Source organism: Pseudoalteromonas sp. 10-33 (assembly GCF_001469195.1).
Lineage (GTDB): Bacteria > Pseudomonadota > Gammaproteobacteria > Enterobacterales > Alteromonadaceae > Pseudoalteromonas.
This window is the reverse complement of record NZ_LOFI01000025.1, coordinates 130195-151980: the sequence shown is the minus strand read 5'-3', so window position 1 is coordinate 151980 and position 21786 is coordinate 130195. Positions and strand designations below refer to the sequence as shown.

Genomic DNA, 21786 nt, shown 5'->3' with positions numbered 1-21786 from the left:
GCCCCCACAGTTATGGTTCTAGGTAGACAAAACCCTATCGATGTTAATGACTACTTAGTCGGAAAGCAGCCAAAAAATGACCATCTATATTCATCGATTAGCAAATATCAATCTACCTTAATTATCTTTTGGCTGGCCCACAATAGCCGTAGATACCCATATCGACCGTGTATCGAACCGCACTAAGTTTGCTATGGGTAAAAATGTGGTTGAGGTTGAGAGAAAACTCGAAAAAGTAGTACCTGCCGAGTTCAAAGTAGATGTACACCACTGGTTGATTCTGCATGGCCGCTACGTATGTACCGCACGTAAACCTAAGTGTGGTAGTTGTATTATTGAAGACTTGTGTGAGTTTAAAGATAAAACAGAGTAAAAGATAAGTTGTGTATAAGAATCAACTTTTTACTATAAAACAGTTGTAGTACATTCGCTTGCGTGAACTTTTATAGTGAATAAAAACTTAAACATGGACGTGCATAAAATACAATTAATGCACATTTACAAAGTATTAATTTCACAAGTGACAATGCATTGGTTATGCTACTGAGTATTATAAGCTTTTATTACGAAACCCCTTATGTTGCCTTTACTGCGTATATTACTAATTGAGCAAGACCAAGCCACTTTAAAAGAGTTATCTACAAACCTTTCTAAAGCGATACCAAATTTTGAGCGCGATGATATCCATATCGATATTCTTGAGCGTTTTACGCTTGAAGATGCAATAACAAGTGTTGAAGAAGATGGTGATATTCAGGCTGTTGTACTTAGTTGGGATTTACAAAACAAGGTTGGGGAGCGAACGTATAGCCGCTTTATTGAGCAGTTAAAGGCCATTCGATTAGAACTTCCAGTTTATGTAATTGGCGATGATACTAAAGGACTGGAAATAGTTAACGAGTCAGAAGAAATTGAATCGTTTTTCTTTAAAGACGAGGTTATTTCTGACCCGGAAGCTATTTTAGGCTATATGATCAATGACTTTGACGATCGTTCAGAAACCCCGTTTTGGACTGCGTATCGCCGTTATGTTGGCGAGTCGAACGATTCATGGCACACACCGGGCCATAGCGGTGGCTCTAGCTTTAGAAACTCGCCTTATATTAAAGACTTCTATCAATTTTATGGCCGCAATGTGTTTGTTGGCGATTTATCGGTATCTGTCGATTCCTTAGGCTCTTTATCTGATAGCACCAATACTATTGGGCGTGCTCAAGAATCTGCGGCGGCAACGTTTGAGGTAAAGCATACCTACTTTGTAACGAACGGTTCTTCTACTTCAAATAAAATTATTTTACAAACCCTGCTACGCAAAGGTGATAAGGTCATTATTGACCGTAATTGTCATAAATCTGTTCATTATGGCATTTTACAATCAGCCAGTTTACCCATTTATTTATCGAGTATATTAAACCCTAAATATGGTATTTTTGCGCCACCTTCGTTAGCCGATATAAAACAAACAATAGAGCAAAATACCGACGCAAAATTACTGGTACTTACCGGCTGTACTTACGATGGGTTATTGAGCGATTTAAAACAAGTTGTGGATTTTGCCCATCAACACGGTATCAAAGTATTTATTGACGAAGCCTGGTTTGCTTACTCTTTGTTTCATCCGAGCCTGCGTTACTACTCAGCCATTCATGCTGGAGCCGATTATGTCACTCATTCAGCACATAAAGTGGTATCGGCGTTTTCACAGGCTTCTTATATTCATGTGAATGATCCAGACTTCGATGCAGACTTTTTTAGAGAAATTTACAGTATTTACGCCAGTACATCGCCCAAGTATCAGCTTATTGCCTCGCTTGACGTATGCCAAAAACAATTGGAAATGGAAGGCTATAAATTACTTAATGCCTTGTTAAATCATGTCGACGAATTTAAGCAGCAAATGGCATCGTTGAAATACATTAAAGTGCTAGGTAAAGACGATTTTATGGAAATATTTCCACATTTTAGTGAAGATAATATGGGTCACGATCCACTAAAAATCCTAATCGATATTAGTGAATTACCCTACTCATTAAAAGACATTCATAAGTTTTTATTAGATGAAATTGGCCTAGAAATAGAAAAATACACTCACAGTACAATTTTGGTGTTATTAACGCTTGGTGGTACTCGTTCGAAGATTATTCGTTTATACAATGCATTAAAAAAACTTGATAGTGGGAGAGTAAAACTAGCCAAATCAACAAGGCGCTCTCGCTTGCCAGATAGTTTACCAGCCATCGACTTAGCGTGTATTCCAGGCGATGCTTTTTATGGCGAACGCGAGTCGGTGCCTATTGCTAAAAGCAATAATCGTATTTGTGCTGGCTTAGTTACCCCCTATCCTCCTGGTATACCGCTATTAGTTCCGGGGCAACACATCACTGAAGAACATATCGAATACTTAAAAGAGCTTGCCGGGCAAGGGTTAACTATTCAAGGTAGCTTTGATGGTGAAATTTATGTTTTAAAAGGTAAAGTAGAAAAATAACAAGTATTGGACCCACTCGCTTAATTAAGTGATCTATTTTGAGGCTTGAAAAACGTGTTGCTAGCTAGGCAAAAATATTGCTATTTAGTTGCTCTAAATGAGCATTTTTAACGCAGCTAGGGACACGTTTAGCCCCAAAGATGATTAAATATTTTGTGGATTTGTATTATATACAATATTTTTCGAGGAATTAGTCAGCAGTTTTTAAATACTGCTGACGTTATTTTCAATACCAAATACTCTCTCTTGGTCAGGCCTTATTTAATATAGCCAACATTAATTAACCGTTTAAATACAAACAACGCCTGAGTGTGCCATATAACTCGTTGATATCGATTGGTTTAGGAACATGAGCGATAAAACCTTGCTGGTAGTAATGTTTTACGTCTTTATCCATTACATTGGCTGTTAACGCAACAATGGGTATGTGTGGCAGTATTGCTTTTATTCGTTGATTGGCTTTAATCCCATCCATAACCGGCATATGAATATCCATAAATACCAAATCAAACAACTCTAGTTGAACTGCCTCAAACGCAAGTAAACCATTTTCGACAATTGTGATGTCGGCATTCGTTTTAGCCATCATGGCTTTAATCAGCACTTGGTTAATATTGTTATCTTCAGCAATAAGTATTTTTTTACCCTTTAAATTAGGCGCTTTAAAAGATTTTTTAGGGACTTTATCTGCTATGTTATTTGCTTTAGCTAGTGGTAATTTAATCGTGACAGTTGTGCCAAGCCCTTGCTTACTTTGGATATCGATTTCTCCGCCCATCATTTTAACTAAACAAACAGTGATAGACATGCCAAGTCCTGTCCCACCATACTTTCTAGTTGTAGATGAGTCTGCTTGAGTAAACCGCTCAAAAATATGATCGGTAACTTCTTTGCTCATCCCTATTCCTGAGTCCACAACCTCTAAAAATATAGCCTCTTTTTCTCCAAATACTTCACTGCTTACGTTTATTTTCACACTGCCTTTTTCGGTAAATTTAACTGCATTTGAGGTTAAATTTAATAGTATTTGTTTTACCCTAACTAAATCACCAAGCCAGTATTCATTATAACTTTTGCTTTTGTTTATAATAAAATCAATGCGTTTTTCACTTACTAAAGAGTCTAAATCATAAGTAATAGAATCTAATACCTCAGTTAATGAAAAGGTAACTTTTTCTAATTCTAACTGGTTCGACTCTATTTTAGAGTAATCTAAAATATCGTTAATAATGGTCAAAAGGCTTTGTGCTGAGAAGGATGCATTATTGAGAATTACACTTAATTCGTCAGGTAAATTAATATTTTTTAACAGCTGTAGGCCGCCTAAAATTGCATTCATGGGGGTACGAATTTCATGGCTCATATTGGCCAAAAAGTCACTTTTTGATTGTGCTGCATTTTCAGCAGCTAATTTTGCATCAAATAACACACCTATCGCATCAACTTGTTCAGTCACATCGTAATTCACACCAACTACTTTAATAGCGGCTCCATGCGAGTCTTTTAATATTTCGGCACTGGCTTTAATGGTTCTGACGTTACCGTTAGGGTGAACAACCCTAAATTCGGGATCATATGTTCCCATCCCGTTGATTGCATCTTCTAACTTCTTTTTTGCACCTTCTAGATCATCTGGGTGCACACAACTCAACCATGCATCATACGCACCCGAAAATTGGGAATCGGTAATACCATACAATTTGTACATCCAGCTGTCCCACACAAGCTGACCTGTAATTAAATCCCACTCCCAAACACCAATACCCGCAGAATCATTGGCTAACTGCATTCGCAGTGCTAAAGAGTCTGCTTTTTCTTTTGCCTCTTTAATTTGTTGTTCGCTTTCTTTTTGATGAGTAATATCTTGAACAACCGACCAAATAAATGTTTCCCCCTTACTATCTGTAATTTTAATTCCAGAGAGTAAAACGGGATATACATTTCCATTTTTATGTATATATTCTTTTTGATAGGGCCCATATTGGCCGTATTTAGCAAGCAACTCCAATTGCTCATGTTCTTGTTTTTTGTACTTCTCTGGAGTTAGTTGCCAATAATCCATTTTATTTAGCTCTTCAACGCTATACCCAGTTATATGGCTAAATTCTTCATTAATAAATTCAAAACTACCATCTAATATTGAATTAATTGCGATGCCTACTGGGGCTAAATCCACAAACTTTTCAAACTTTTCCTTTTCACCCAGGTATGCGCGTTCAAAACGTTGTCTTTCTTGTGCCTCTGTACTAACTTGGTTTTTTATCGTTTCTAAGTCTGATATGTCTCGCCCTACAGCCAGAACTAATTGGGCATTACCAATAAAAATAGCGGTTAAAGAAACCAAGCAATTAAACGTTGAGCCATCTAATCGTGAGTGTGTCCACTGAAAACTCTGAGACCCAAGTTGTACAGCGTTTTCTATATAGTTTTTAGCTAAAATATCAGAACGTTTACCACAGGGCTGTAATTTTGGTGACAAATCAGCGGGGTTAAGGTTTAAAAAGTTGTTCATGCTATTAACACCATGCATGTCAATAGCCGATTGATTGCACTCTATAAACTTGCCTGAACTTAAATCAATAATTGAATAGGCATCTGCTGATACGTCAAAAATTTTTTTGTATTTATCTCGTTGCTTGGTTAGCTCAGCAATTGTTTGCTTTAATTTTTTGTTTTCTTGCTCAAAATTATTTTTACCGGCAGGCACTGCTTTTAACCCATTAACAACACGTTTTACTTAGTATAGAAGCGATGAAAAGATATGGCACCTTAATTACAAAAAAAATCAATCATCTAAATAGTTTATGTATAAAGACCATTAAAACATTAATGGCTAGCTGCACACATACAACACTTAGTAACTAACTCTCTATCTGCTCAAAGCTATTTAGAATCTCAGCCATATTAACCAAGTGCTTGCCAACTATAAATTGAATACTGGCCTTAACCCACTCCTTAGAAATGTTTTTATAATTTAATTTAGCCAGTAACCACACTGTAACTATAAAAAGTAATAGTGACGACAAAGAGTAAAACCAAATCATGTGCTGCTCTAAATACTGATATAAGTCAATGCCAAAAAATAGGTCAAACCCTATAAACACATAGGCAAGATAAAAGGGAACTGACATAAGTAGCAACTTGGTTAGCTGTAATTTATGTGCACAAACTCGGTAAAAATCAGTTTGTAGTTGGCTAATTGGTTTTGAGTAGTCAATGTTTGAAATTAAAACAATTTGGCCAATATTGCCTGCAAGCCCAATAATGGCAAACACAGTGAGAATAAAAGCTGAAATTATTGGCGCTGAAAAAGTAAAACCTGCAGCAATATATTTCCACAACATAATAATGATAACAAAAAAAACAAAGCTTTCAATTATTCGTGCCCATTTCATTTTATTAAGTGCTTTCATCTGTTTATTAATTTTTATTTCAGCAAGCTTTGCTTGATTAATTTCAATAGCGCCATGTGTACCCGTGCTTTGTTGTTGCCAAACGCTTTTAAAGTTATCTACATTCATATTAAGAATCCTGTGTTTCAAATTGAAGTTTTAATGTGTGCTTAATTCGACTAATTCGCGTGGCAACATTGGTTTTACTAATCCCTAAGCTACTAGCTATACTTTCATAAGGTTCACTTTCTAAATAAAGGAGCATAATTGCCTTATTTAATTTATCGAGTTGGCCAATAAAGTCATATAACTGTTTTACTGCCTCGCTGCTCTCATCTTCTTGCGATAAATCAGCAATCTTTACTATGCACTCTTCATTTGCTTTATCTTCTCGCCGACTGTCTTTGCGGTAATAAGATATGGCTACGTTCAGCGCAATTCGGTACATCCACGTTGAAAACTTATAAGCGCTATTGTAATTATCATAAGCTAGCCACATTGTTGTTAATATTTCTTGGGCTAAGTCTTCTCGGTCATCTTTGTTTTGACAGTATGAATTCACAATTTTATAAATAATGCCTTTATGTTGCTCCATCGCTTGAGCAAATAGCGTTTTTTTAGTTGAGTTCATTTACTGGTAAATCCATCACTTTTTCTTAATTTCATAATATTGAGGCTTTAAAGTTTATTTATCTAATAGCATAAAGCACCCTAGCACTATTTACGGGTATGCCTTTGAAATGCTTTAAATACTATTTAAATGTAAACAACAACCCTAAAGTAATATCTGCTTAATTTATTACCTAGTTATTCGCATCAACTGCAAAATAATCACAAATTTAAATAAAATATTTTAATTGAAGTATTAAACGCATTGTTAACTCTCAATTTTTAGTCGATGGTAAATATTGCCGAAGAAGCTTTATTAAGTGGGTTTAATATTTAAACGGTGGCTTTTAACCTCTCTGTTAAGGTTAAATAAACTGAAATATTTTTTGATAGTAGCTAGCCAAATAGGTATGAGCCGCGCAGTATTTCATCGTAAATTTAAGCAAGCAACTAACATGTCCCCTAAATCAATGAGGCTTAACCATGCCGCCATGAAAATAACAAAAGGAACCAACGTCAACGTTGCGGCCATGGAAATGGGGTATGCAAGCAGCTCTCAGTTCAGCAGAGTATTTAAAAGAATGTATGGCTTGTCACCCAAGCAATGGAGCCAGCAAAAAGAAGCACAATAAAGGCAATACTTTACCGCCATAAACTAGCAAAATAGCAAAAATTTAACTTTCGATAACTTAAGATTCTTGGCTTAGTTATACATAATAGCTCTGCATACCTTATGATTCATAAACAATTTTATAACGATCTTTGCCAGACTTTTTAACTTGGTACATTGCGGCATCAGATTTTTTTATTTGATCGTCTATATCAGTGCTATTACTTGGTGATACCACGTTTAGCCCCATACTTACGGTTACATTTATTGTGTTTTCACCTTCAACAGGCACTTTAAGATTTCTAATTGCATTTATAAGTTTTTCGGCAACGCGTTCAGCATCGTCAACTTCTTTTAAAATAACAGCAAAAGCAAACTCTTCACCACCAAAGCGGCAAAAAACATCATCAATTCTGAGTATGTGCGTTAATATATTTGCTAATTCAACCAGTAAGCGGTCACCGATATTATGGCCATAGGTGTCATTCACTAATTTAAAGTTATCAACATCAAATATTCAAAATGCAACTGGCCCCCCGTGTCGAATACTAGACCTAACCAGTTTATTGACTTGATCTGAAAAAAAGCGACGATTAGGAATACTGGTTAACGGATCAAAAAACGCTATTTTTTCAAGCTGCGATTTAGTTTGTTGTAGTTCAAATGTTCTTTCTTGTACTAAATTTTCTAGGTTAATTTTTAATTCTTTTAAATCTTTATTTCTTTTTTCTAACTGTTCTGTTTGAAATTTACTTTTTGAAACGTCCCGTTGAATCGCTGCAAAATGAGTAACCTCATCAAACTTATTTTTCAACGGGATAATATTCATTTCAACCCAGTAAGGCCTTCCTCTCACGTCATAATTAAGCAGTGTTTCAGTTACTTCTTCGTGACGCTCTAATGCAGAATAAATTCTTTGCTTAGCTTGGGGGGCGGTTAAGTTGCCTTGTAAAATTCTGGGTGTTTCACCAATTATCTCTGACGAACTGTAGCCTGTAAGAATTTCAAAAGCCTTATTTACATAAATTATTTTAGGCCCTTCAGGGTGTTTAATATTTTTTGCATCGGTAATAACCACCATGTCTTGCGTATTTTCTACTACATCGTGAAACGAAATTTGCTGCTTAGCATCAGAAATATCAGTAAGAGTCACTACTATAAAATTTTTATCATCGTCATGCCCTTCAAAATAATCATTGGCCATAAACCAGCTTATTTCCTTACTTGACCCGCCAACAACACCTAAAACTTTATTGACCACTTTCTTCCTTGTTGATTTAACAACATTAACGGGATAGTCCTCAACGGCCATGAGATTGCCTTGCTCATCGATGAGTGTCCAATGAGGATCGTAAATATCTCTTCCAATTGCTTGATCGTAGTCTAATTTCAATAACGCTAACCCCGTCGGGTTTATGTAAACAATCGATGTATCCCAGTTATGAATAACCACGCCTACCTGAGCGTATTCAAGTAGGTTTTTAAAATTTAAATCACTGATACCATTCATGAATGATCTCATTTAAAAAATATTAATACCAAAAAGTTAGTAAACAAATAGAGAAAATGAAACCAATTAGTACCTAATTTAATTTAAAAACTGCTCATTATTTAAACCTTAAAAATAAAAAAGCAAGCCATAGTGGCTTGCTTTTTGTGCCCGTTCAAAGGCTACACACTTTCAACATAAATTTTAAAAACGGTAACTAGCACCGAACGTAATACGACGGTCAGTAAGGCCTTGGAAACATAATAGCGAGCCTTCGTTAACACATGACTGACTGATTTCAGACTCTGTGATATTTACGGCTTCTAAACCAATATTAAGCTGCTCGTTTACATCATAACTAATACTTGCATTAAGCTGACCACGGTCTTCTTGCACCACTGGAAAGCCCCATGGGAAGCTAGATGTACTACCGAAATCATTAGAACGGTAACCTTCACGCCATGTGTAACGCATACGTGCTGATAAACCAAATTTTTCATAGTACAGAGTAAAGTTATAGGCATTTTCTGATAAGTTAAGTAGCCCTTGTATTTCGCTTACTTCAATACCCGGTGTACCGGTACTTGCAGCAAATACATTGCTTGCTCTTGAAGTGGCCTTATTGACAGTTTCACCACCAGAAAACTCTTGAATGGTATAGTTAGCCAATACACCAAAGCCCGACGCCCAACCTAAATCTTTTTCAAAGCTAGATAGATCGTACTGGAACGCAAACTCAATACCTTTTTGGGTTGTTTCGCCAGTGTCGTTTACTTTAGTTTCAGTCCCCACACACACACCACGACCATTTTCAGGGCCAAATACGTTAATGTCGGCAATCGGGTTGAAAATTCCCCCACCTTCACATGGGTCTGTTAAATCTCTGTATCCTGTTACTGGGTCTTCTACCGGCGAAGTTAGCTGATTAACATGAAGTTCTTTACGTGTTTTATGAAATATACCTACGCTAAATACGCTCGCTTCAGTAAAGTACCAATCAGCTGATAGATCGTAAGATAATACTTCTTCTGGTTTTAGTGCTGGGTTGCCAAATTCAACTTCATCATTTGGGCTGGTGCTGTAAGTGATAGAGGTAGATAGGTCGTTATAATCTGGACGACGAATATCTTTACCTGCACCAAAACGAACCACTACATCTTCTGACACATCGGCAACTAGATTTAAACGTGGTAATACAAAGCTATAATCTGATTCATTAGTAATACGCGTTACAAGCTCGTTACCACTGCCATCTTGTGTTACTGAGTTACCTGTCGATTCAACATCAGTTTGAATATAACGTAAACCAAAGTTACCGCGGAACATGTCGTATTCAAAGTTAGCTTGCGCATAAAAAGCGTGGGTAATTTCTTCTATGTCAAAAAAGCCAGAAGAACTTGAAGTTGGTGCGTTTAGCGTGCGGCTAGAACCATGAGTTTGTAATGCTTGCTGAAGTGTTGCAAGTACTGCAGCTGGGTCTGAAGCCACGAGTTCTGGGTCAATAAGTAAAAAGTCGCCAATATATAACGAGCGGCCATCAGCCTCATTGAAGTTATCCGGGCCTGCTACTAAAAGATCAGCGAATAAATCACCTCTTGGGCTATCTGCCATTGAACGCAAACCGACACTCGACGTGATCTCATTCTGCTTACTCGCGGATTTGCTGTAGCGATAACCAAAATCAACAGAAGTAACAATTGAATCTGTGTAATATGTTGAATCTATACGGAACGCGTCTTCAGAGTTCTCAACGGTATCTTGCCCAATGTTTACGTCACGTAATACCACATTTGCAGGGTCAAGTAATTGATCAACGGTCGGTGCATAATCAGCACCCTCTGCAATACCAAAAGCTAATGCACCACCTGATAGGTCGTACTCAAATGGCACGCTGTTATCGTTACCGCCACCAGCATCTAAAGGGGCATTTGGGTTAATAAAATTAAGCGTAGTATTAAAGCTTGGTGTTGTTGTATCAGAAGATGACGATGCAACCTCAGCGCTTACAAACCATTTGTCACCTTGCCATTCACCGCCTAATCTAAAAATATTACTGTCGGTTACGCGTGAGTTTGTGTCACTCGAAAAACGTAAATTTGGATCGTCGTCGTCATTCGCTAAATTTACCGGGATTACACCGCGTAAAGCCGCTTGAATTGACCCTAGGTTAGTACCACCTAGTGAACCTAAGTTAACTGTTTCAAAAGCATCTGGAACAGAGATGTCATTGAGTGCACTGACACCTGACGCCTGAACACGAGAGCTTTCTTGGCGACGCTCTTGGTCGTTAACTACCGCATCAAAATATAGCTTAGTATTATCGTTTGGTGCCCACTCTAATGTCCCTACAAAGTTTTTAGTTTCGTATTCATAGTTATCGTAATCTTGCACAAAGAACTGAATAGGCAAAAAGTCGAAAGACTGTGCACTCGCGACCCCGCTATCAGCGGTAATTATGTTATCTCTATCTGCACGTGGGCGAAATGCAGTAACATCTTGCTCGGCATAACTGCCACTGACTAAAACACCAAATTTACCAAAGTCACCTTCCCAATTATCTGCAAAGGTACCTGAAAAACGAGGTTGTAAACCGCTATCAGTGCTTAGGCTACTATTCTCGCCTTGCACCCTAATTGTGGCTAATTGTTCACCTAGTTGAAGTGGGCGAATTGTTTTAAGATTTATCGTTCCACCTACAGAACCTTCAATTGTTTTAGCTTCAGGAGATTTGATGACCTCTAAACTAGATATGATCGACGCTGACACATCTTCAAAGCTAATGCCGCTGCGTCCAGAACCTGAACCGACTGTTGATACACCGTTTATTTCAGTACGGTTTGCATCGGTACCACGAATTTGAACACCGGTACCAACACCTGCTTGACGTGTAATTTGAATACCCGTCACGTTCTCAAGTACTTCAGCTAAGTTTTGGTCAGGTAACTTACCAATATCCTCTGACTGAATAATTTCTACAAGGCTATCTGCTGAACGTTTTTCAGCAAGTGCATTAGTTAAAGATTGACGTATACCAGAAACCTCTATTACCTCCAGATCATCCTTAACCTTTTTGGTCTCTTCTTGCGCATGAACAGAGAGAGACATATTCATAGCTGTTGCAGATATAACCGCCAGTGTGATTTTTGATAAATTATAATTCATAGTTTTTTCCTGTGTGTGTGAAACGCTATGCTACTTGTTACTTTTAATACAAAAATTGTATTACAAAAGGTTAACTGAATATTTACACTCAAAACCAAAAAGGTCAACCACGCTGTAAGTCAAAAACTGCAAATAAACTTTAATTTGTTATTACCAAAAATCATGTTTTTAAACTTATTCACAACAAAATTATAGTACAGAAATACAACTAACTGTAATTTATATGGTTTTTAAAATAATAAATCAATACTATATCACTACACGCTAGGTATTTTTGGTTACTTGGTCGGTTATATTATTTAGCTATAAACTGTGTTTTTTTGAGTATAAAGTGAAAAAAACCAAAAATTGGTTAACCAATTAAAAGTCTATTAGACTTTTAGCTAAATAAAAAAAGCAATTAAATTAGATAATGACTCGTTTTATGATAACTAGCTCAATTAAGTGATTTGTTTTGAGGTAGGAAAACATGCCTAGAAAGAGTGAAAATATATTAATTGATTATGCTAAATGAGGGTTATTGTGCGCCTAGCATCAAATGGGGTGACTAAATGGGTAAAGCACTATTGCGGATTGATACTTCTTAACCTAAACGCTGCTTAAGAGGTTTAATAACCAGTTAAATATTGATGATATTTAATTATGTTTTCTAGTTAGCATTTTATCTAAAAAACAAAGCAAATTTGCACTTCAGTAGCGAGTCTATGGCAGAAAGGTTCAATGCCGTTGGCGCTAACATAGCCGCTTAAAATAGATTTATTACCCAAAGTTTAGGTTATTTATTTTATTGATATGACTAAACATAAAAAACCCCAATGGGTATAAACCAATTGGGGCTTTTTAAATTATAAACTATTACAGTTTATAGCTTAAACCTAAGAATAAGCGTGGGCCATAGTCGTTAACTTCACCTAAGTTGTCTTCAACGAAGAAATCTTGCGACTTAGGAGCACTAAATAAATTAATTGCTTCTGCTTTAACTCTAAAGTGCTTATTAATTTTATACGATGCGCGCATTTCCCATACGCCTACCGAATCAACATAACGTAAACGTGTGCCATTACTAGTGTAAGGTTGGAAATACTCACTACGGTACTTGTAAATAACCGCAGTATCAAAGCCACCTATTTGGTAATAAAGTTGGCTACTAAATACATGCTTAGAAAACCCTGGTACAGAGCCTGGCTCAACAATACCTTCTTTAAGCTGTGTTGTATTGCCATCAACGTCTGTTACAAATGTATCACCGTATAGGCTGTCTTCAAATTCAAAGTCAGTGTCGGCATAGTTATAACCAAACTTAACGCCTATGCCATTGTCCCAACGGTATGAGAAAGATGTTTCTAGGCCTAAAATCTCACTCTCTTCGTCGTTTGTTACTGAATTTGTAATAGGCAATGATACAGTTTCACCCCCTACAACAAAGTCTTCAATAACTGTGCGCTGTTGAAAACCGCCTTGGAACTGTTTGTAGTAAAGGCTTAATGCAAAAATTGAATCTTCATTAGGGTACCACTCAAATGCTGCATCGTAGTTCCATGACATTAGAGGCTGTGTATCTGGGTTACCCGAGCCGTTAACACCCACTAGCAGGTCACTAATTGTAGTGGCCGTATCAGATGTGTCTTGTTGGAAAGAGCGGCTGTATCCCAAATCAGATGGATCTGCACGCGACATACCACGGTAAATACCCGCACGTAATAAAATATCTTCGCTGTAATCGACTACTAAGTTAAAACTAGGTAAAAACTTGGTGTAATCACCGCCACCTTTTATTTTATCAAGTGCGCCAGTGTCTGATTCAACAAGATCAAGTACACCTGTATCACTGGTAACAACATCAAAACTATTTCTAAAACCAATTGATGTTACTTCAGTATCTACAATACGCAAACCAAAGTTACCACGAATGAATTTACCAAACATTTCTGTATCGTAATTAGCCATCAAATAAGCAGCTGTTGTTTTTTCTGTAACGTCTATTGTACCTGCGTTTTGGTATTCAACTTCAGGGTACTCAAATACGCCCCCTTCGTTAGAGGCTACCACCGCACGAGAAAAACACTCGTTGTCGTAAGTCGCCCATGATGAACCTGTGCCTGAATCTACAACATTACCGTCGCTATCTACATGCGTGATGATATTTCCATCTGACACGCTAGACAAAAAGCCTGATTCAGGAAAATCAATTTGACAACCCTGAAGTACGTCGAGTGCTTCAGCGCCTGAACCTAAAGTAAACTGGTTACGAGAACCGTTACCGTTAGTGCCACCAAATTGTGTAAAACTAAGCTCAGAGGTACGAACGCCACCTTGAATTGTGGTGAACATGCCGCTATCGACTAAATAGTCAAAATCTAAACGCGCAGACACAACTTTGTTATCACGAACATTTTCGCGGTCTATGCGTGTTCTCAAGCTATCAGTAAAGTTAGATATATCTGTTACATCAAAATCAGTAAGCGTAAAGTGTGGGATGTTATCGCCCATATCCCAAGAAAAATAATTACGACCTGCGGTTCTTCCTCGGTTAGAAATTTGCAGTTCTTCACGCGACGTTTTTGAATAAGATAAGTCTAAATCAATAGTAAGTTTATCATTTACCGTGTGCTCAATATTTAAGCCGTAACCACGGTAATTTTCTTCACGAGAAAATTGCTCACCAGCAGATTCAATACGCTCTTCACCTTCCCAATGCAGAATACCCCCAACATCGTTAGTAACAAGTGATGGGCCCGTTACACCTGGTGTTGCACGCTTTTGTAAAAAAATTAAATCATGGCGTGCTTCTCGTTGCGTTCTATCAGAAATTTGGCTATCGAAATTAATATCCCATTCTGCAGACGGTTGATACTGAAATGCAAAAAATACCGCGTCACGCTCGTCAGATGTTTCGTTTTGACGAAAACTTCGGCTGCTGCCAGTCCATGCGTATGGAGTACCATCACTAAAAGCTTTGCCTGTGTCTGGATCGATCTCGGTGTCATAACCTTGGTTATTACTCCCATTTACCTGATCCTCACAATCCCCAGCGCTGCTTCTGTAAAAACCTTCGTTCGTATTCGTAGGATCATTTAAACATGCCCAAAGAGACGAACCTGAGGGGCTAGAACTACGATATTCTGCTTCTGGCTGCGAAATATCTTGTCGTTGCACACCAAAAGAAAAGCCAACTGCTTGGCCATTGTCAAATTCAAACTGGTCAACATAACTAAATGTTCCGCGGTAACCTAAGTCACTTTGTAATGAGTTATCTACATTACTTTCATCCGGGTTATAGTTTAGTTTAACTTCACCTTGCAAGCGCTGCTTGCCATAATCTAGTGGAGTTACAGTTTCAAGTGCAATAACACCCGCAACACCACCTTCAATCATTGAAGCATCTTGGGTTTTATAAATGGCTACTTTTTTTACAAGTTCAGATGGGAACTGTGAAAAGTTAACTGAGCGGTCACCACTACCATTGGTCGCTTCTCGACCATTAATATGAGTTGCACTTAAAAATGGACCTAAGCCACGGATAGTAATTTCAGTTGCCCCGCCATTTTCACGATGTGATGCAGCACCTGTTATAGATTCTAATGCTTCACCTATTGATAAAGCAGGTAAGTCACCAATATCTTCAGATGAAAGACCGTCAACAACGGTTGTGGCTTCACGCTTTATAGCGATTTGATCTTGAATTGTTCTACGAGTACCTGTAACACTGATGATTTCTACATCAGGCTCAACTTCAGTCGCTTTTGCTTGTTCTTGTTGTGCGTGCGCTGAAAATACACATGAGCTTGCTAAACCCGCAATAGCGGCTGATCGTACCCATTTAGCTACTGGGCTCAGTGCGAATTGGCCTGAGCGTACTTTATTATTCTTTGAAGACTTCAACGACATTTTTATGCTCCGTTGTTTATTCTGTGTGAGTGTTGTGTGTTGACTTGTTATTCATCTGTATATGTTATGTGACAACTGTTGTTAATATACTCAAGTATATACAGATGATCAACCAATTTCACACAATAAACATGACCATTAGGTATACCAATTTGAACAAACCAGCATTACCAAGGGGTCAGGCGATTTTGTAATGAAAAACAATTAGAAATGCATGTATTTTCTTCGATAGCATTTGGATAGCTGGCATAAAAAAACCCCTAGAAAAGGGGTTTAATTTAAGGTTTTTCTAAATACTAGTCGTTACTAATAACCCATGTTGAGCCAACACCTACATCACTTGCTTGAATGTAGTAAAGCGATTTAGCACCTGCAACTGCTTGTAAGCCAGCAGGATCTGTTTCGAGTAAAGTGCTTGTAGCCGTTACATATTCAAGCACCTCTTTTCCGTTAGCAGCTGGGTCTTGATCAATTGCACCATCGGTATCAAACGAACCATTACCATTTAAGTTTCTAATTGCGACCCAATCGCCACTTGTATCACCCGATACGCGGCTGTCCATATAACCAAAGTTATTACTCAATACCGACGTATCATGCTTTATTAAATCACAGTCGTACTCAAAGGCATGATCGCTATCAAGCGTATTTGGGTAAAATAACCCTTGTGTTAAGGCGCTGCTTTCAATGCTGTCTGCATCAGTTTGATCACCTAAGCCGTTTGCAATAAGGTTTCCATCAAAGTTGATAACAAATGCATTTTTAGTTAAACCATAAAGAACAGGTGCATTATCTGCTGTCAGTTCATCACAATCACCTACAGGGGCACGAGAACCTATTTCAGTACTAAACACAATCGGTTGCTGAGAGTTCAAAACCGTGTTGTTTGTTACCGTCAATGTAAAGTCACCCGCTGCGTCTAATACAGCTTGGTTGCCTGAGTTTGGTACACCACCATCAGCTTGTGAGAATGGATTTGCAGTAAATACAATACCACCAGCCTCTTTATTACCAGAACGAATACCTGCAATATAGTTGTTACTAATAGTGTGGCCAAGAGGCGTAACTAATACACCAGCAGGGCGATCGCTCGAACTTGCAATATCAGTAGTACGAATAATAACGTTGTCTGTCACGCTATTAAAACCACCGTCTTCTAGTGAAATCCCGCCATTAGGGTTAACCACAGTGTTACCTTTGATAGTTGCACCCGATGTTTGCACACGCATTAAGCGACGACCCGTTACAAAGTTTTCTACTCGGTTATATTGAATCATAAAGTTAGCATTGTCTGCTGCATCAGCCCCAGTTGTGCTTCCCAAGTTAATCAGGTGAAGGCTTGAATTACCAAAGTTAGGGTTAGCGCTCGTGCCACTAAATAAATTGTATTGAACAACATGGTCGCTGCCTGATGAAGCAATTTTAATAACAGAGCCATTCTCGGCATTATCGCGGTTACTAAATGTATTACGCTCTATTAGCGCGCCAGTGCCTTTGATCATTAACCAGTGGTAGGTCGAATTATTTAAATCCGCTTCATCGCCATCCATTGTATTTTGAGTAAACTCAAAGTTATTCCCTTCAGCATAAATAATCGCACTTTCTTGCGTTTCACAAAATGAGCCTGATTTAGTATCTATATTTTTAAACGTAAGGCCTGTTAAAGCTGCACCTTCTGCGCCTGCGGCAACATGAATACATACTTCGCCACTAATGACTGGCGTTTGATCTTCAACAGCGCGAAGCGTTACACCACTAGTAAGTAAAACTTCATCCATATCAGCGTAAACACCGGTATTAAGGCCAACAACATCACCATCAGCAAGGCCGCCACTTACCGCACTTAGCAGCTCTGTGGGCGAGCTAACAAGTTGAGAATAAATCACTGTCTCTAGAGAGCCACTTACAGAGCCATCGAATCCGTCGTTATCAGTGTATGATGCACTCACTGAAATAATTGCACCAGCGTATGCCGCTGGAGAAAATGTTTTACTATTTGTATCGGCTACTTCAACGCCATCGGCAAACCAGCTGTATGTTACATTTGTTTCTTCAAAACCATTATTGTCTGTGAGTTGTGCTGTTAACTCACCGCCAACCAAATAAGGCGATGTGCCCATAATTGCAATACTACCCATTTCATCAACCGCAGCGGCAGATACGGGAATTGTTTTTTCTGATGTATTATCTTCTACAAAACCATAGTCATCGGTATAAGTCACTTGTACCGAGACAGCTTGCCCAATTAATGTAGCCTCTACAATATATTCACTTTGGGTTGCACCAACTATTTCTTCATCATCAGCGAACCACTTATAAGTAATTTCTCCGGATACGCCATCCATATCCGTAATATCAGCGCTAAGAGTATTACCGACTGTCGGTGTGCCACTAATTGCTACATCACCTTGCGAATTCACTCGCGCAACAGGCGCCGTAGCAGCTGAAGTAACAGACTCAGCAAACCCACGGTCGTCTTCAAACGATGCTGTAACCGTGATCACACTATTAAACTGTGCTTCTGTAAGCATGAGTGAAGAAAGCACTTCTCCCTCTATAACCACGTCATTCGCTAACCACTCGTACACAACAGTTAAACTATCAAAGCCGTTTTCATCTTCAACATTTGCTGTTAGCTCTGAACCAATAAGTGCATCACCTGTTATTGTTACGCTTGCTGGAAATGCAATGGCCGCTACGTCAGAGGTCGGATCTGAAATATGTGACTCGTTAACACCACCATCGTCGGTGTATTTAGCTTGAGCTGTGATGGCTAAGCCAATTTGATCGTCTGTAAGTGCAAACGATGCGCTATTAGCGCCTTCTATTACTTCGTTATCTGCATACCAAAAATAAGAAACAGTTCCTGATATACCATCAGGGTCTGATACGTTTGTTGTTAATGTTTGACCACTTGTGGCTGTTCCTGACAGAGCAATAGAGCCCAGTTCGTTGTCATTGTTGTTTGCGTCAGTGTCACAACCAACTATTGCCGCTGCAATAGCGCATAGTGCAAAGTGTTTTAAATTCATGATGCCTCTATTCTCCATTTTATAGGTTAAATATTTGGACAGCTATTGTGTGTGTTACCAAATAATCATACTGGTTGTTACCAAATTTACTTTATTTGAAAATAAATTGTTAACCAACTTGGTAATATAACCATAGTGAGAATGATATTTCCAGCTTATTTACTGAATTTAATGTGGCTTTGCATAAATAAAACACATACATATCACCCTCTAACCTACCTGAATTTATAGAATATGAAGGTGATGCAAGTAGTAATGAGGTAAGTTATTTACCAATTGGTTTTACAAAGCCATATGAAAATACAAACGACAACTTAACAAGTCAGTGTAATAAAGAACTGCTAGAACAAGAGGATAAGTAATTAGTTCGAAAGGAAGGTAACAGAGAAAAACTTTCTCTGTTACTAAACAAGCTAAATTGGGAGATAGTAAATTAGCCTAGTGCTGAATCATTAAAATAATCAACCGGCTCAGTTGAACCTAAAGTAACAGGTACTCGTTGATGCAAATCATCAGGGGCTATTTCTAAAATTCGAGCGCCACGCGATGTGGCTTTACCACCTGCATTTTCTACAAGCATTGCAAGCGGATTAGCTTCATATAAAAGCCTAATTTTACCATTGTCATTGCCAACGCGTTTATCCTGTGGATATAAAAATAAGCCACCGCGACATAATATTCGGTGAACATCGCCAACCATTGCCGCATTCCAACGGATTGAACTTTTTTCAAAGCTTTCAGATGTATAAAGCAGCTTGTCAAAGTATACTTGCGTAGGCTCATCCCAATAACGGTAATTTGCCATATTTACGGCAAACTCTCGGCTTTGAGAAGGAATTTCTAGCTGTTGGTTTGTTAGTAAATACCCACCATGTGTTGAGTCGAGCGTATAACAGCGCGTAGGCCCACCAGTAGTCATTACAAGTAATGATGATGGCCCATATAAAACATATCCTGCACACACTTGGCTTACACCTGGTTGGTTAAACTGCTCATCACTGTCAAAAGGTACGTCGTCTCTAGCCAAATAAATGGTAAAAATTGTACCTATTTGACCATTTACATCGATATTAGAGGAGCCATCGAGCGGATCAAAGGCAACGATAAATGCACCATCAGGGTGGCCACCTACCGCGTGATCTTCTTCCTCAGAGGCCACTGTTCTGACCGAACTGTCCTCAAGAAGAATATCTTTAAGCAATTGATTGGCAATAATATCTAATTTTTTTTGAACTTCACCTTGAATATTCTCATTCATTGTTGAGCCTAACACCCCTGCCAGCTCACCTTGGCCAACCCTAAACGCAATCTCTTTACTTGTGGCTAAAATGGTACGGATCAGCAAAATTAAATCCGTTCTTACGCCGTCTTCTTTTAATACTGTATTTAGTCTTTTCATGAGCTATACCGATTTACACAATTAAGATCTTTAAAGCACTGGGTTAGCCTAGAAACCATATGCTGCTCAGAGTGGCGAAGCCACACGCGTGGGTCGTAGTACTTTTTATTTGGTTTGTCGTCACCGGTAGGGTTGCCAATTTGGCCTTGCAAATAGGCCTGGTTGGTATTGTAGTAATCTAAAATACCGTTCCAACACGCCCATTGCGTATCGGTATCAATATTCATTTTAACTACACCATAAGTTAATGACTCCGCAATTTTTTCTTCCTCAGAGCCACTGCCACCATGAAATACAAAGTTAATTGAATTACTCGGTAAATTGAACTTTTTAGATACGTAAGCTTGTGAGTCTTTTAAAATAGTGGGCGTGAGCACAACGTTTCCTGGTTTATATACACCGTGAACATTGCCAAAAGATGCAGCAATAATAAAGTTAGAGCTAATAGCACTTAAACGCTCAAATGCATACGCCACATCTTCTGGTTGTGTGTACAGTGCAGAGCTATCAAGATGAGAGTTATCAACACCATCTTCTTCTCCACCGGTACAACCAAGTTCTATTTCAAGTGTCATACCTATTTTGGCCATTCGCGCTAAGTAGCGCTCACATATTTCTATGTTCTCTTCTAATGGCTCTTCAGATAAATCGATCATATGTGAACTAAACAGCGGTTTACCTGTTAGTGCAAAGTGTCTTTCGCCTTCATCTAACAAACCATCTATCCATGGCAATAGTTTTTTAGCTGCGTGATCGGTATGAAGCATAACGGGCACTTCGTAATGCGCTGCAACACTATGAACATATCTTGCTGCGCTCACAGCTCCAAGAATTGCACCTTGTTGTTCAGGCAATGAAAGTCCTTTACCACAAAAAAACTGTGCTCCGCCATTAGAAAGTTGAATAATAACTGGCGACTTCATTTTTTTAGCCGTTTCTAAAGTTGCATTAATAGAGGTTGTGCTGACCACATTAACCGCAGGCAGTGCATACTGATTAGCACGCGCATGACCATATAGTGCACTTACCTCGTCACCCACTATTACACCAGGTAAAATAGTTGGAGATAAATCATTCATTTTAGCGCTCCCTGCTATTTTATTGCTTGAATGCATGAATCAGTAATAGCTTGCCAGTTTTCTTGTGCAACCCATTCCTTTTTAGCAACCCAAGTTCCACCCACTGCAAATACGTTATTTAAAGAAAGATAATCCATTTTATTACTTTCACTTACCCCACCCGTTGGGCAAAAGCTAACCTCTCTAAATACACTTGATACAGCCGATACAAACGGCGCTCCACCAGCAAGTGAAGCTGGGAATAACTTTTGCTCCTTAAAACCATATTCTAGCGCCATTAAAATATCACCTGTGTTTGATACGCCAGGTAAAACAGGCACGCCACACTTTGCTAACACGCTAAGTAAGTTAGGTGATACTGCTGGGGTAACAATAAAATCAGAACCAGCATCAATTGCTTGCTTTAAAATAGTTTCGTTAATAACGGTACCTGCGCCAACTTTAAGCTCTGGGACTTGCTCTTTAATCGCTTTTAAAGCATCAATTGAGGCGTCTGTTCTTAGCACAACTTCAACCAAAGTAAGGCCTGCTTTAGCCATTGCTTTTGCAATCTGTACACCCTGCTCTGGTGTATCAGCTTGAATTATAGGTAGCAGTGTTTGCCCTGACATAAGTTCAGAAAAGCGAGTCATAACGTT

At 38.5% G+C, this 21786-nt stretch carries 12 protein-coding genes and 2 pseudogenes; 3 read left to right on the top strand and 11 right to left on the bottom strand.

Going from position 1 to position 21786, the window contains the following annotated elements; translation table 11 throughout:
* Positions 1-124 precede the first annotated feature (124 nt).
* Positions 125-373 (top strand): annotated as a pseudogene (locus tag ATS76_RS14720) (endonuclease III); the annotation flags it as partial.
* 204 nt (positions 374-577) lie between these two features.
* Entirely contained in the window at positions 578-2488 is a 1911-nt protein-coding gene (locus ATS76_RS14715) for an aminotransferase class V-fold PLP-dependent enzyme (protein WP_058552688.1), read from the top strand.
* Positions 2489-2768: 280 nt separating this feature from the next.
* Here ATS76_RS14715 and ATS76_RS14710 read toward each other — a convergent pair whose 3' ends face one another.
* The 3 genes from ATS76_RS14710 to ATS76_RS14700 form a co-directional block, all read right to left on the bottom strand.
* Positions 2769-5195 (bottom strand): PAS domain-containing hybrid sensor histidine kinase/response regulator, encoded by a 2427-nt coding sequence (locus tag ATS76_RS14710; RefSeq protein WP_058552687.1) that lies wholly within the window; start codon positions 5193-5195, stop codon positions 2769-2771.
* 154 nt (positions 5196-5349) lie between these two features.
* Positions 5350-6009 carry a hypothetical protein gene (locus ATS76_RS14705; RefSeq protein ID WP_058552686.1) on the bottom strand — a complete coding sequence of 220 codons (660 nt, stop codon included), beginning with the start codon at positions 6007-6009 and terminating at the stop codon, positions 5350-5352.
* 1 nt (position 6010) lies between these two features.
* Positions 6011-6511 (bottom strand): RNA polymerase sigma factor, encoded by a 501-nt coding sequence (locus ATS76_RS14700; protein ID WP_058552685.1) that lies wholly within the window; start codon positions 6509-6511, stop codon positions 6011-6013.
* Positions 6512-6881: 370 nt separating this feature from the next.
* On the opposite strand from ATS76_RS14700, the pseudogene ATS76_RS14695 reads away from it, so the two are divergent.
* Positions 6882-7121: pseudogene (locus ATS76_RS14695) on the top strand (helix-turn-helix domain-containing protein); the annotation flags it as partial.
* A gap of 99 nt (positions 7122-7220) precedes the next feature.
* Here the strand turns inward: ATS76_RS14695 and ATS76_RS19445 are convergent.
* From ATS76_RS19445 to eda, 8 genes are all read right to left on the bottom strand, one after another.
* Positions 7221-7616, bottom strand: a complete 396-nt coding sequence (locus ATS76_RS19445; protein ID WP_268795546.1) for a GGDEF domain-containing protein — start codon at positions 7614-7616, stop codon at positions 7221-7223.
* A complete protein-coding gene (locus tag ATS76_RS14690) occupies positions 7617-8609 on the bottom strand; it encodes a sensor domain-containing diguanylate cyclase (protein WP_235590940.1) in 993 nt (330 codons plus the stop codon). It abuts the gene before it with no gap.
* Between the two features lie 183 nt (positions 8610-8792).
* Positions 8793-11750, bottom strand: coding sequence for a TonB-dependent receptor (locus ATS76_RS14685; RefSeq protein ID WP_058552683.1), 2958 nt, complete (start codon positions 11748-11750; stop codon positions 8793-8795).
* Positions 11751-12605: 855 nt separating this feature from the next.
* Positions 12606-15638: a TonB-dependent receptor gene (locus ATS76_RS14680; protein ID WP_058552682.1), complete on the bottom strand. Its 3033-nt coding sequence runs from the start codon at positions 15636-15638 to the stop codon at positions 12606-12608.
* 296 nt (positions 15639-15934) lie between these two features.
* A complete protein-coding gene (locus tag ATS76_RS14675) occupies positions 15935-18670 on the bottom strand; it encodes a hypothetical protein (RefSeq protein ID WP_058552681.1) in 2736 nt (911 codons plus the stop codon).
* Positions 18671-19103: 433 nt separating this feature from the next.
* Complete coding sequence (locus ATS76_RS14670; protein WP_058552680.1) at positions 19104-20069, bottom strand: class 1 fructose-bisphosphatase; 966 nt, start codon at positions 20067-20069, stop codon at positions 19104-19106.
* The gene (fbaA, locus tag ATS76_RS14665; protein ID WP_058552679.1) at positions 20066-21148 is read right to left on the bottom strand and encodes a class II fructose-bisphosphate aldolase; all 1083 of its coding nucleotides are present in this window, start codon (positions 21146-21148) and stop codon (positions 20066-20068) included. Before fbaA ends, ATS76_RS14670 begins: the two co-directional genes overlap by 4 nt.
* A 14-nt stretch (positions 21149-21162) precedes the next feature.
* A complete protein-coding gene (gene eda, locus ATS76_RS14660; RefSeq protein WP_058552678.1) occupies positions 21163-21780 on the bottom strand; it encodes a bifunctional 4-hydroxy-2-oxoglutarate aldolase/2-dehydro-3-deoxy-phosphogluconate aldolase in 618 nt (205 codons plus the stop codon).
* Positions 21781-21786: the final 6 nt, after the last annotated feature.